We start from the raw sequence: 12,730 nt of genomic DNA on the forward strand, positions 1-12,730 counted from the left end.
ATGGCTCGTACCTTTAAGATCTTATCGCCCACGGCTATCCTCGGCTATGGCTTCCCGGAAGAGAGCTTTCGTAAAGCCATGGAAGAGTCGCCGGATCTGATTGCCGTTGACGCCGGTTCATCCGATCCTGGCCCCCACTACCTGGGGGCGGGCAAACCCTTTACCGACCGGGCCGGGGTGAAACGCGATCTGCGCTATATGATCGTGGCCGGCGTGAAAAACAATATCCCGGTGGTGATCGGCACCGCCGGAGGATCCGGCGCCGCGCCGCATCTGGAGTGGTGTCGGCAGATAATCCATGAGATTGCGCAGGAAGAACATCTGTCATTCTCCCTGGCGTTGATTCCGTCTGATGTCGATAAAGCGATCGTTCATCAGGCGCTGGATAACGGCAAAATCACTGCCCTGGATTTTGTGCCGGAGCTGACTCATGAGGCCATTGAAGAGAGCACCTATATCGTCGCCCAGATGGGGATCGAACCCTTCCAGCGGGCGCTGAAGGCCGGCGCCCAGGTAGTGCTGGGCGGGCGGGCGTACGATCCGGCCTGCTTCGCGGCGCTGCCGATCATGCAGGGCTTTGATGAAGGTCTGGCCCTGCACTGCGGCAAAATTCTCGAGTGCGCGGCCATAGCCGCCACGCCGGGCTCCGGATCCGATTGCGCTATGGGGATTATCGACGACAACGGCTTTACGCTGAAAGCGTTCAATCCAAAGCGTAAGTTTACCGAAACGTCTGCGGCGGCGCATACGCTGTACGAGAAGTCCGATCCGTATTTCCTGCCCGGTCCGGGCGGCGTGCTGAACCTGAAAGGATGCACCTTCACAGCCGTCAACGAGGGCGAAGTGTACGTCAGCGGTTCTCGTCATGAAACGACGCCGTACGCGCTGAAGCTGGAAGGCGCACGCCAGGTCGGCTTCCGCTGCCTGACCATTGCCGGAACGCGCGATCCGATCATGATTGCCGGGATCGACACGATTCTCGAAGAGGTACAGGCCAGCGTTAAGCGCAACCTCTCGCTCGCTGACGACAGCATCCGCATGACCTTCCATCTGTATGGAAAAAACGGCGTGATGGGCAATCACGAGCCGATGAAAACCGCCGGGCATGAACTGGGCATTTTGCTCGATGTCGTTGCGCCGACCCAGGATATCGCCAACAGCGTCTGCTCGCTGGTGCGCTCTACCCTGCTGCACTACGGCTATGAAAACCGCATTGCGACCGCGGGCAACCTCGCCTTCCCGTTCTCGCCTTCCGATATTCAGAGCGGCCCGGTATACGAGTTCTCAATTTATCACCTGATTGAAGCCAGCGACGCGCTGCGCTTTGACTTCCATATCGAACAGGTGACGCCAGAAGGAGTTCAGGCATGAAACAATCCCTATGCTCACTGGCGCAGGTGATCCGTTCCAAAAACGCCGGACCGTACGAACTGGTTTTAGATATTTTATTTAAAACCCGGGAGGATTATCAGCGGGTAAAACGTTCTGAACTATTAACTCCGCAGCTCATTGCCGGTTTATATAACGTGAAGCCTGATTTTATTCATCGTATTGTCTGGTTCGATCCGGCCAACGCGGTAAAAATCGTCATGCCACGGACTATTATTTCCGGCAACGTCGGAGACAATGATGTTTATGGCGCTCAGCAGCATGCGCCGTTATTAAGTATTGAGTTCGACCTGTAATTTCTAAAATACAACAACATCCATTGGGGTACAGGATTTCGCTGTATCACTGTATTCCAGACAATTTATGCGGTTGGTCACCACAGGCGTACGTCTGCGCTGCTACCTGGCGCGGGCGTACGCCGCCCTACACCACTTCACCGACTAACCCTGTTCCGATGGAGTAAATATGAAAAAAATAAGTTTAACCAAAATGATCATATTAGGCCTGATACTCGGCATGATTGCCGGGGTGATCATTAATAATATGGCATCAGCAGATACAGCAAAATCCTATGCGCAGGATATCTCCATCTTTACCACTATATTTTTACGCATGGTAAAAATGATTATCGCCCCGCTGGTAATATCAACGCTGGTGGTCGGTATCGCCAAAATGGGCGATGCGAAAACGCTCGGGCGCATATTCTCTAAAACCTTTTTCCTGTTTATTTGCGCCTCGCTGCTGTCGATTGCGCTGGGTCTGGTGATCGTCAATCTGTTCCAGCCAGGCGCGGGCATCAACTTCGTCCCCCACGATGCCGGAGCCGTGGCCGCCGTTCAGTCCGAACCCTTCACCCTGAAAGTGTTTATCTCGCACGCGGTGCCAACCAGCATCGTTGATGCGATGGCGCGCAACGAAATTCTGCAAATCGTGGTGTTCTCCATTTTCCTCGGCTGCAGCCTGGCGGCGATCGGCGAAAAAGCCGAGCCCATCGTGAAGGTGCTTGATTCACTGGTGCACGTGATGCTGAAGCTAACGGGATACGTCATGCTGTTCGCGCCGTTGACCGTTTTCGCCGCCATCTCCGGGCTGATTGCCGAACGCGGTCTGGGCGTGATGGTCAGCGCCGGGATCTTTATGGGCGAGTTCTACCTGACGCTGGGCATGCTGTGGGCGATCCTGATTGGCCTGTCGACGGTGATTGTCGGCCCGTGCATCAGCCGTCTGACCAAAGCGATCTTCGAGCCCGCGCTGCTGGCTTTCACCACATCCAGCTCAGAAGCCGCCTTCCCAGGCACCCTCGATAAGCTGGAAAAATTTGGCGTCTCTTCCAAAATCGCCAGCTTCGTCCTGCCCATCGGTTACTCCTTTAACCTGGTGGGCTCCATGGCCTACTGCTCGTTCGCCACGGTGTTTATCGCCCAGGCCTGCAACGTCCACCTTAGCATGGGCGAGCAGATCACCATGCTGCTGATCCTGATGCTGACCTCGAAAGGAATGGCGGGCGTGCCGCGCGCGTCAATGGTGGTTATCGCCGCGACGCTGAACCAGTTCAACATTCCGGAAGCGGGCCTGATTTTGCTGATGGGAGTCGATCCGTTCCTCGATATGGGACGCTCCGCCACCAACGTGATGAGTAACGCCATGGGCGCCGCCATCGTTGGCCGCTGGGAAGGCGAGCATTACGGTGAAGGCTGCCGCGGCACCGCCCCGGTCAAAAAACCGGAGCAGGAGCGCCCTGCCAGCGAAACGTCCGAAGTGGCGATGTCCTGACAGCAACATGGCTATGAGCCCCAGGCCGGATACGTCCGGCCCGGTTCCCTCCAATCATCCCAACAGGACACACCATGAACGTAAAATTTCTCGGCGCCTGCATCTTAACCGCCAGCTTACTGTTTGGCGCCGCCGCGCAGGCGCAAAGCGAGCCGGACTACGCCGGCATTATCGAGCAGGCGCATCAGAAATATAAGAGCAACCACGATGGTAAAGTCGCCGACTATATCCCTGCTCTGGCGAGCTATAGCCCGAATAATTTCGCCATTACGCTCGCCACGGTCGAAGGCAAAATTTACCAGACCGGCGACGTGAAAAAAGCCTTTCCGATGGAATCCCTGAGCAAAGTCTTCACCCTGGCGCTGGCGATGGAACAGCGCGGGCCGCAGGAGGTGCTGGATAAACTTGGCGCCAATGCCACCGGCCTGCCCTTTAACTCCGGCTTAGCCGTGGAGCTCACGCAAGGCGCGCCGGAGAACCCGTTGGTTAACGCCGGCGCCATGAGTACCGTGAGCCTGATTGCGGCGAAAGACAAAACCGAACGCTGGAACAACATTCTCAACAACCTTAACGCCTGGGCCGATAGCTCGCTGCGCGTTAATGAGCCGGTATTTCAATCCGAAATGGAGACCAACCAGCATAACCAGGCGCTGGCGATGCTGATGAAGTCATACCACAGCTTTTATGGCGACCCTCAGGAAGCCGTCGAAATCTATACCCGCCAGTGTTCGGTGGATGTCACCGTCGAGCAGCTCGCCAAAATGGGGGCCGTACTCGCCAATAAGGGCAAATCGCCGTTCAACGGCAAGCAGTTGCTTAATGAACGCTACGTCCCGCAGGTGCTGGCGGAAATGGCGATTGCCGGACTGTACGACGGCAGCGGCAAATGGCTCTACACCGTCGGTATCCCGGCGAAATCGGGGGTCGCCGGCGGAATGGTCGCCGTCGTTCCCGGGCAATACGCTATCGCCGTCTACTCTCCTCCGCTGGATGCAGCTGGTAACAGCGTCCGCGCCCAGCAGACCATCGAGTATGTCGCGCATGCGACGCAGGCCAATCTCTTTATAGCGAAATAGTGAGAAGTAAAATGTCGAAACCCTTTGTCTGGCAGGAACTTTTTGTTCAGAGTAACGATAATACCGAATATGAATTACTAACAAATCAACATGTTAAAGTGACAGAGTTAGATGGGGAAGAGGTTATCAAGGTTGCGCCGGAAGCGTTAACATTGCTGGCTCAGCAGGCATTTTATGAGGCTTCATTTTTCCTGCGCGCCGGGCATTTAAAGCAGATCGCCAGCATCCTGCACGACCCGCAGGCCAGCAGCAACGATAAATACGTTGCGCTACAGCTGCTGCGCAACGCCGAAGTCTCAGCAAAAGGCGTGCTGCCAAACTGCCAGGATACCGGGACCGCCACCATCGTCGCGAGCAAAGGCCAGAACGTCTGGACCGGCGGCAACGACGCTGAGGCCCTGAGCCAGGGCATCTACACCACCTTTCAGGAAAACAATTTACGCTATTCGCAAAATGCCCCCCTTGATATGTACACTGAGGTCAACACGCAGACTAACCTGCCCGCGCAGATCGACATCAGCGCCGCGCCGGGGAGCGAATACCGCTTCCTTTTCGTCAATAAAGGCGGCGGTTCGGCGAACAAAGCCGCGCTATTTCAGGAAACAAAATCTATCCTGCAGCCGGAAAAACTCACCGCCTTTCTGACTGAAAAGATGAAAGCGCTGGGCACCGCCGCCTGTCCGCCGTACCACATCGCCTTCGTTGTGGGCGGTCTCTCGGCCGATCAGGCGTTGAAGGTTGCCAAACTGGCTTCGACAAAATATTACGACAACCTGCCGACCAGCGGAAACGAACTGGGGCAGGCGTTTCGCGATACGTCGCTGGAAGCGGCGCTGCTCAAAGCCAGCCGCGAGTTCGGCATTGGCGCGCAGTTTGGCGGCAAATACTTCGCCCATGATATTCGCGTGATTCGCCTGCCGCGGCACGGTGGCTCCTGCCCGATCGCAATGGCCCTTTCCTGCTCCGCCGACCGGAACATCAAAGCCAAAATCAACAAACACGGCATCTGGCTGGAGAAGCTGGAGCATAATCCGGGCAAGTTTATCCCTGATTCTCAGCGTATCGAAAACGGGGCTCAAAGCGTTCAGCTCGATCTGAACCGGCCGCTGCGCGAAATTCTCCGCGAGATGTCAACGCTGCCCGTGGGCACCCGACTGTCGCTGAGCGGTCCGATCGTCGTCGCCCGCGACATCGCCCATGCCAAACTCAAAGAGCGCCTCGATAACGGCGAACCGATGCCGGAGTACATGCGCAATCATATCGTTTACTACGCAGGCCCGGCGAAAACGCCGAATAATCTGGCCTGCGGCTCACTCGGCCCTACCACCGGCGGACGCATGGATGGGTACGTCGATGCTTTCCAGGCGGCAGGCGGTAGTCTCATCATGCTTTCCAAAGGCAACCGCAGCCAGCAGGTAACCGACGCCTGCCATAAACACGGCGGCTTTAATCTCGGCAGTATTGGCGGCGCGGCGGCCCTGCTGGCGCAGCAGTATGTGAAAAGTTTACGCTGCCTTGAGTATCCGGAGCTGGGGATGGAAGCGGTGTGGATGATGGAAGTCGATAACCTGCCGGCGTTTGTGCTGGTCGACGATAAAGGCAATAACTTCTTCAGCCAGTTCGAGCATCAGCATCGCTGCGCAACCTGCCCGGCGGGGCATTAAGGAGGGTTTATGCACGCGCGTGGAAATCCCGACCGCCACCGTCAGCGCCAGCAAAAGCTGAAAACGCAGGTTGATACCCGCGTGGCGGCGGCTACAGAGCAAAGAGGTATTCTGATCGTCTTTACCGGCAACGGTAAAGGCAAATCCACTGCCGCCTTTGGCACCGCAACGCGCGCCGTCGGGCATGGTAAAACCGTCGGCGTCGCGCAGTACATCAAAGGCCAGTGGGATAACGGTGAATACAACACTCTGCAACCGCTCGGCGTTGAGTTTCACATCATGGGTACCGGTTTTACCTGGGAAACGCAAAACCGGGAGGCGGATATTGAGGCGGCGTCGGCCGTATGGCATGAGAGCAAGCGGATGCTGGCCGACCCGGGCTACGATCTGGTGGTGCTGGATGAACTCACCTATATGCTGGCGTATCGCTATCTGGATACTCAGGAAGTGATTGCCGCTATTGTCAATCGTCCGCCCGGGCAGAACGTGATTGTCACCGGCCGCGGCTGCCACGCCCGATTGCTTGAGCTTGCCGATACGGTCAGTGAGCTGCGCCCGGTAAAGCATGCCTTTGACAAGGGCATTCAGGCGCAGGTAGGAATTGACTGGTAGTCTTACCCGGCTCGCGCTGCGCCGACCGGGCTACGGGTCCACTGCGTTCTGCGGGACGGTAGCCCGGACAGGCGCGCCAGCGCCGCCTCCGGGGAAAGTGCCCGGCCTGATACCTCGGCGCGACTTCTTCCCGGTATCGCTACGCTGACCGGGCTACGGACTCACAGCGTTCTGCGGGACGGTAGCCCGGACAGGCGCGCCAGCGCCGCCTCCGGGGAAAGTGCCCGGCCTGATACCTCGGCGCGGTTTCTTCCCGGTGGCGCTGCGCCGCCTCCGGGGAATGCGCCCGGCCTGGTACCTCGGCGCGGTTTCTTCCCGGTGGCGCTGCGCTGACCGGGCTACGGGTTCACAGCGTTCTGCGGGACGGTAGCCCGGACAGGCGCGCCAGCGCCGCCTCCGGGGAAGGTGCCCGGCCTGATACCTCGGCGCGGTTTCTTCCCGGTGGCGCTGCGCCGACCGGGCTACGGGTCCACTGCGTTCTGCGGGACAGTAGCCCGGACAGGCGCGCCAGCGCCGCCTCCGGGGAAAGTGCCCGGCCTGATACCTCGGCGCGGTTTCTTCCCGGTGGCGCTGCGCTGACCGGGCTACGGGTTCACTGCGTTCTGCGAAACGCCATCAGGCAGCCGACACCACCGATTTTTGCAGCAGCCACTCGCGGAATACCTGTAGATGCCGGGATTCCGCTTTATCCTCCTGCCACGTCATAATAAAGCGGTTTCCGGTACGAATCGGCACATCGCAGGGGATCACCATCTCGCCACTATCCAGGTCATGTTGAATAGCAAAACGCGGCAGCAGCGCAACGCCCAGGTTCGAACGCACCGCCGCAATCAGCATCGAGAGCAGGTCAAAACGCGGACCAATGTTGATCTGCGGGCTGGTGATATTCGACAGCGCAAACCACTCCTGCCAGCCGTGAATTCGCGTGCTTTGATGCAGCAGCGGAAACTCGCTCAGCAGCTCCTCCACCGCCAGCTTCTGCCCGGGTTCGGGCAGCAGCCCGCAGCCGCACACCGGCAGAATTTCCTCTTCGAACAGATACTCAACCTCCGCCCACGGCGAGCAAAAATCCTCGCGCATAATGGCGGCATCGTACTCGCGGCTAAGAAAATCGCCAATATTCGCCAGCGAATGAATATTAACGATAATGCCCGCATGTAATTTATTAAACTCGCGCAGATTGGGGATCAGCCAGTGGGTGCTAAAGGTAGGGTTGACGGCCAGCTCAAGAACCTGCACCGTCGGTTGCCATGTCATAATCGAATTGGTATCACGCTCCAGTTTGTTAAGCGTTTCCTTAACGATAGTCAAATAATGCTTGCCAGCCTCATTTAAAAAAATCCTTTTTTTAGCATGGTTAAATAATGACGTATGGAGGAAATCCTCCAGCGCCGTGACTTGTCGGAACACGGCGCTTTGTGTTAAAGCCAACTCTTCCGCAGCTCGCGTATAACTTTCGTGGCGAGCCACAACCTCAAAGGTCACCAGTAATTCAGTTTTGGGTATTTTTCCTCTCATAACGTCTTCCATTTACGCCGTGCAAAAATTGTTTAATAGATAAAAAAAGCGCGCAAGGACATCCGGTTAGCCCCGTGTGTTATATTTTATTTTACCCTCAGATGTCATTGATCTATTCCATGATTAACGCATACTATAATCGATCAAATAATAACCAATGATACCCAGGCGCTACAATAAACACAATTTAAACAATGTGATTGCCATGCAAATAACGGCAAGAAGTTGTCAATATTTTTTCATATTAACTTGTTTATTTGCGAAGTCAGTCGATGGGCGGTGAAATTTAATTATACGCTGATGAACATAAATGGAAAATTTTCCGCGATCGGTCACACATAATGGACGCTCCAGGAAAAATCTGTATTAAGGTTAAACGGCGGCTAATCGGCCTGCGGAGAAGCCGCCGAGAGACGCCGATCGCGGAACAGTTGCGGGCTGGTGCGGTGAGCCGCGCGAAACACCCGGCAAAAATAGCTGGTTTGCGCGAACTGAAGCTTACGCGCTACGCTATCTATCGAATACCTCGGATCGGCGAGCAGTTCCCCGGCCCGCTGCATTTTTCGCTGATTAACCCAAACTTTAAAATTCACTCCCTGGCGTTTTTTAAAAAACCGGCTAAAATAATTCGCACTCAGACAAACGTGGGAGGCAACAGACTCCAGAGACAACTCGCCATATAAATTCTCATCAATATAGCGTAGCGCCGATATTAATTTTATTTCATGCGGAGATTTTTGCGAATAATAAAACCCCCTTTTCTCCAGCGATGTTTTCGAGCCCTCTTCTTTTTCCTCTGCAACCGCAGAAATATTATTAATGATAAAATTAAGTAATCTTATTGCCGCCGCCCGATGATGATTATCGGTCGATTTATGATGGTCGCATATAATATAGCCGAATAACTTATCGCCCTGAATCAGCGGTAAGACCAGGAAATTGACGCTACCATAGCAATCAGGCAATCGATTGTCTTTCACATCAATCACCGTTGCCACCAGCCCTGTTGCCCGAGAAAAAACCTCTGCCAGCGCCCTGAAATAATCCAATACTGCATCTTTGCTCTTTTGCGCCACGTTATTCTCCACAACTTTTGCAAACGCTTAATATGCAAAATAGTGCGGATAAAAAGGATGATGCCGGACGCAAAAAATAATCTCATTTGCGCAGGTGAAAATGATTAAATTGCATGAACGTGCGGCCGGAAGCCGAGTGATACCGGATAGCTCATCGCCAGGCAAAAAAAAAGGCCATCATCAGATGGCCAACCATGTCGAAATTGGACCAGCCCTTAACCATGCAGAAAGTCAGGGCTGTTTTTTTACTTATTACTTAATCACGGTTTTCAGCGCTTCGCCGATATCGGCCAGGCTGCGAACGGTTTTCACGCCTGCTGCTTCCAGCGCCGCGAATTTCTCGTCCGCAGTGCCTTTGCCGCCCGCGATGATGGCGCCCGCGTGACCCATACGTTTGCCTTTCGGCGCGGTCACGCCGGCAATGTAGCCGACAACCGGTTTGGTCACGTGATCTTTGATGTAAGCAGCCGCTTCTTCTTCCGCGCTACCGCCGATCTCGCCGATCATGACGATCGCTTCGGTCTGCGGGTCTTCCTGGAACAGCTTCAGGATATCGATGAAGTTAGATCCCGGGATCGGGTCGCCGCCGATGCCCACGCAGGTGGACTGGCCGAAGCCGTAGTCGGTGGTCTGCTTAACCGCTTCATAGGTCAGGGTACCGGAGCGGGAAACGATGCCCACTTTGCCCGGCTGGTGAATGTGGCCCGGCATGATGCCGATTTTGCATTCGCCTGGGGTGATCACACCCGGGCAGTTCGGCCCGATCATGCGCACGCCCGCTTCGTCCAGCTTCACCTTCACGGTCAGCATATCCAGCGTCGGGATACCTTCGGTGATGGTGATAATCAGTTTAATGCCCGCATCGATAGCTTCCAGGATGGAGTCTTTGCAGAACGGCGCCGGAACGTAGATAACGGATGCGGTTGCACCGGTCGCTTCTACTGCTTCGCGCACGGTATTGAACACCGGCAGGCCCAGATGGGTGGTGCCGCCTTTGCCCGGCGTTACGCCGCCAACCATTTGCGTACCGTAAGCAATGGCTTGTTCAGAGTGGAATGTACCCTGGCTACCGGTGAAGCCCTGGCAGATAACCTTGGTATCTTTATTAATTAAAACGGACATTATTTCCCCTCCACTGCGGCAACAACCTGCTGAGCTGCATCCGTCAGACTTTTCGCTGCAATAATATTCAGGCCGCTGTCAGCCAGTTTCTTCGCGCCCAGTTCGGCGTTGTTACCTTCCAGACGAACCACTACCGGGACGTTAACGCCCACTTCGGCTACCGCGCCGATGATGCCGTCGGCAATCAGGTCGCAGCGTACGATACCGCCGAAGATGTTAACCAGAACCGCTTTAACGTTGTCATCAGAGAGGATAATTTTGAACGCTTCGGTGACGCGCTCTTTGGTTGCGCCGCCGCCAACGTCAAGGAAGTTAGCCGGTTCGCCGCCGTGCAGCTTAACGATGTCCATGGTACCCATCGCCAGGCCCGCGCCGTTCACCATGCAACCGATGTTGCCGTCCAGCGCGACGTAGTTCAGTTCCCACTGCGCCGCCTGAGCTTCACGCGGATCTTCCTGAGACTGGTCGCGCATTTCGCGCAGATCCGGCTGGCGGAACAGCGCGTTGCCGTCAGCGCCCAGTTTACCGTCGAGGCAGATCAGGTCGCCCTGCCTGGTGATCACCAGCGGGTTGATTTCGATCAGCGCCAGGTCGCGCTCAAGGAAAATGGTCGCCAGACCCATAAAGATTTTGGTGAACTGCTGAACCTGTTTTCCTTCCAGACCCAGTTTGAACGCCAGCTCACGGCCCTGGTAAGGCATCGGACCCGCCAGCGGATCGATGGCGATTTTGTGGATCAGGTGCGGGGTCTCTTCCGCCACTTTTTCGATTTCCACGCCGCCTTCGGTAGAGGCCATGAAGACCACACGACGGGAGCTACGGTCAACGACCGCGCCGAGGTACAGCTCTTTATCGATATCGGTCGCCGCTTCCACCAGGATCTGGTTAACCGGCTGGCCGTTTGCATCTGTCTGGTAGGTCACCAGGCGTTTGCCCAGCCAGTGTTCAGCAAATGCGCGAATGTCTTCTTTGCTCTTAACTACTTTCACACCGCCCGCTTTGCCGCGGCCACCAGCGTGAACCTGACATTTCACTACCCACGGACCCGCGCCGATTTTTGAAGCGGCTTCTTCTGCTTCACGCGGAGTAGTACAGGCATAACCCACCGGCGCCGGTAAGCCATAGCGGGCAAAGAGTTGTTTTGCCTGATATTCATGTAAGTTCATGTGTTCAGTCCATCCTTCAGGGAATAATTATAAACCTGTAGGCCTGATAACGGCGCTAGCGCATGTTAGCCGGCCTACGGTAGGTAATACTCTTGCTGACTACACGTCCAGCAGCAGACGAGTCGGGTCTTCCAGCAGCTCTTTAATCGCAACCAGGTAGCCTACCGATTCACGTCCGTCTATCAGACGATGGTCGTAGGAGAGCGCCAGGTACATCATCGGCAGAATTTCGACCTTACCATTCACTGCCATCGGACGATCTTTAATGGCATGCATACCCAGAATCGCGCTCTGCGGCGGGTTGATGATCGGCGTGGACATCAGAGAACCGAATACGCCGCCGTTGGTAATGGTGAAGTTACCGCCGGTCAGGTCGTCTACGGTGAGCTTGCCGTCGCGGCCTTTTACTGCCAGCTCTTTAATTTTCTTCTCGATATCCGCCATGCCCAGCAGGTCGACATCGCGCAGAACCGGGGTAACCAGGCCGCGCGGCGTGGAGACCGCCATGCTGACGTCGAAATAGTTGTGGTATACCACGTCATCGCCATCGATAGAGGCGTTCACTTCCGGATAGCGTTTCAGCGCTTCAACCACCGCCTTCACGTAGAAGGACATGAAGCCCAGACGGATACCGTGACGTTTTTCAAACGCGTCACCATACTGCTTACGCAGATCCATAATCGGCTTCATGTTGACTTCGTTGAAGGTGGTCAGCATGGCGGTAGAGTTTTTCGCTTCCAGCAGACGCTCGGCAACGCGTTTGCGCAGACGAGTCATCGGCACGCGTTTTTCAGAGCGGTGGCCCAGCTGCGGAGCCGGAGCAGCTGCAGCGGGCGCAGCCGCCGGGGCTGGAGCTTTAGCCGGAGCGTTCGCCAGATGTTTCTCTACGTCTTCGCGGGTCAGGCGGCCGCCAACGCCGGTGCCTTTAATGGCCGCCGCGTCGAGGCTATGTTCCGCGAGCAGACGGCGAATCGCCGGGCTCAGCGCATCGTTGTTTTGTTCTTCCAGAGAAGCCTGCTGGCGCTGGGCCGGCGTCGACTCTTTGGCATCGGCTTTCGCGCCGGACTCTTTGCCCGCGCTGTTGCCTTCACGCAGGCGGCCGAGGATCTGACGAGACAGAACGGTGGCGCCTTCGTCTTCAATCACTGCGTCCAGAATGCCATCCGCTGAAGCCGGTACTTCCAGTACCACTTTGTCAGTTTCGATTTCTACCAGCACTTCGTCACGAACAACCGCATCGCCCGGTTTTTTATGCCAGGTGGCAACCGTTGCGTCAGCTACGGACTCAGGCAGGTCGGGAACCAGAATATCTACGCTACTCATTATGTATCCTT

10 protein-coding genes and 1 pseudogene are annotated in these 12,730 nt (G+C 55.9%); 6 read left to right on the forward strand and 5 right to left on the reverse strand.

Translation table 11 applies throughout. The features are described from left to right. The 6 genes and pseudogenes from GUC22_RS18810 (at window position 1) to cobO (ending at window position 6,514) form a co-directional block, all read left to right on the forward strand. Entirely contained in the window at window positions 1-1,371 is a 1,371-nt protein-coding gene (locus GUC22_RS18810; RefSeq protein ID WP_024358779.1) for an acyclic terpene utilization AtuA family protein, read from the forward strand. Continuing rightward, on the forward strand, window positions 1,368-1,685 hold the full coding sequence (locus tag GUC22_RS18815) for a DUF4387 domain-containing protein (protein ID WP_004133422.1): 318 nt from the start codon (window positions 1,368-1,370) through the stop codon (window positions 1,683-1,685). Before GUC22_RS18810 ends, GUC22_RS18815 begins: the two co-directional genes overlap by 4 nt. Window positions 1,686-1,854: 169 nt before the next feature. Beyond that, a pseudogene (locus GUC22_RS18820) lies at window positions 1,855-3,133 on the forward strand (dicarboxylate/amino acid:cation symporter); the annotation flags it as partial. A gap of 103 nt (window positions 3,134-3,236) precedes the next feature. Then, window positions 3,237-4,238, forward strand: a complete 1,002-nt coding sequence (gene glsA, locus GUC22_RS18825; protein ID WP_064342361.1) for a glutaminase A — start codon at window positions 3,237-3,239, stop codon at window positions 4,236-4,238. Between the two features lie 11 nt (window positions 4,239-4,249). Continuing rightward, a complete protein-coding gene (locus tag GUC22_RS18830) occupies window positions 4,250-5,902 on the forward strand; it encodes a class I fumarate hydratase (RefSeq protein WP_004133427.1) in 1,653 nt (550 codons plus the stop codon). Between the two features lie 9 nt (window positions 5,903-5,911). Next, window positions 5,912-6,514 carry a cob(I)yrinic acid a,c-diamide adenosyltransferase gene (gene cobO, locus GUC22_RS18835; RefSeq protein WP_004133429.1) on the forward strand — a complete coding sequence of 201 codons (603 nt, stop codon included), beginning with the start codon at window positions 5,912-5,914 and terminating at the stop codon, window positions 6,512-6,514. A gap of 615 nt (window positions 6,515-7,129) precedes the next feature. Here cobO and GUC22_RS18840 read toward each other — a convergent pair. From GUC22_RS18840 to odhB, 5 genes are all read right to left on the reverse strand, one after another. Continuing rightward, window positions 7,130-8,032 carry a LysR family transcriptional regulator gene (locus GUC22_RS18840; protein WP_004133431.1) on the reverse strand — a complete coding sequence of 301 codons (903 nt, stop codon included), beginning with the start codon at window positions 8,030-8,032 and terminating at the stop codon, window positions 7,130-7,132. A 383-nt stretch (window positions 8,033-8,415) separates the two neighbouring features. After that, a complete protein-coding gene (locus GUC22_RS18845; RefSeq protein WP_004133433.1) occupies window positions 8,416-9,108 on the reverse strand; it encodes a helix-turn-helix transcriptional regulator in 693 nt (230 codons plus the stop codon). Between the two features lie 252 nt (window positions 9,109-9,360). After that, a complete protein-coding gene (gene sucD / locus GUC22_RS18850; RefSeq protein WP_004100288.1) occupies window positions 9,361-10,230 on the reverse strand; it encodes a succinate--CoA ligase subunit alpha in 870 nt (289 codons plus the stop codon). Beyond that, complete coding sequence (gene sucC, locus GUC22_RS18855) at window positions 10,230-11,396, reverse strand: ADP-forming succinate--CoA ligase subunit beta (RefSeq protein ID WP_004130532.1); 1,167 nt, start codon at window positions 11,394-11,396, stop codon at window positions 10,230-10,232. Before sucC ends, sucD begins: the two co-directional genes overlap by 1 nt. A gap of 99 nt (window positions 11,397-11,495) precedes the next feature. Continuing rightward, a complete protein-coding gene (odhB, locus tag GUC22_RS18860) occupies window positions 11,496-12,719 on the reverse strand; it encodes a 2-oxoglutarate dehydrogenase complex dihydrolipoyllysine-residue succinyltransferase (RefSeq protein WP_004130530.1) in 1,224 nt (407 codons plus the stop codon). Between the last annotated feature and the right edge of the window lie 11 nt (window positions 12,720-12,730).

The organism is Klebsiella sp. MPUS7 (assembly GCF_009905335.1).
Taxonomy (GTDB): domain Bacteria; phylum Pseudomonadota; class Gammaproteobacteria; order Enterobacterales; family Enterobacteriaceae; genus Klebsiella; species Klebsiella grimontii.

Coding starts and splice junctions, on each gene's coding strand:
- GUC22_RS18810 (WP_024358779.1), top strand. CDS start 1: ATGGCTCGTACCTTTAAGATCTTATCGCCCACGGCTATCCTCGGCTAT.
- GUC22_RS18815 (WP_004133422.1), top strand. CDS start 1,368: ATGAAACAATCCCTATGCTCACTGGCGCAGGTGATCCGTTCCAAAAAC.
- glsA (WP_064342361.1), top strand. CDS start 3,237: ATGAACGTAAAATTTCTCGGCGCCTGCATCTTAACCGCCAGCTTACTG.
- GUC22_RS18830 (WP_004133427.1), top strand. CDS start 4,250: ATGTCGAAACCCTTTGTCTGGCAGGAACTTTTTGTTCAGAGTAACGAT.
- cobO (WP_004133429.1), top strand. CDS start 5,912: ATGCACGCGCGTGGAAATCCCGACCGCCACCGTCAGCGCCAGCAAAAG.
- GUC22_RS18840 (WP_004133431.1), bottom strand. CDS start 8,032: ATGAGAGGAAAAATACCCAAAACTGAATTACTGGTGACCTTTGAGGTT.
- sucD (WP_004100288.1), bottom strand. CDS start 10,230: ATGTCCGTTTTAATTAATAAAGATACCAAGGTTATCTGCCAGGGCTTC.
- sucC (WP_004130532.1), bottom strand. CDS start 11,396: ATGAACTTACATGAATATCAGGCAAAACAACTCTTTGCCCGCTATGGC.
- odhB (WP_004130530.1), bottom strand. CDS start 12,719: ATGAGTAGCGTAGATATTCTGGTTCCCGACCTGCCTGAGTCCGTAGCT.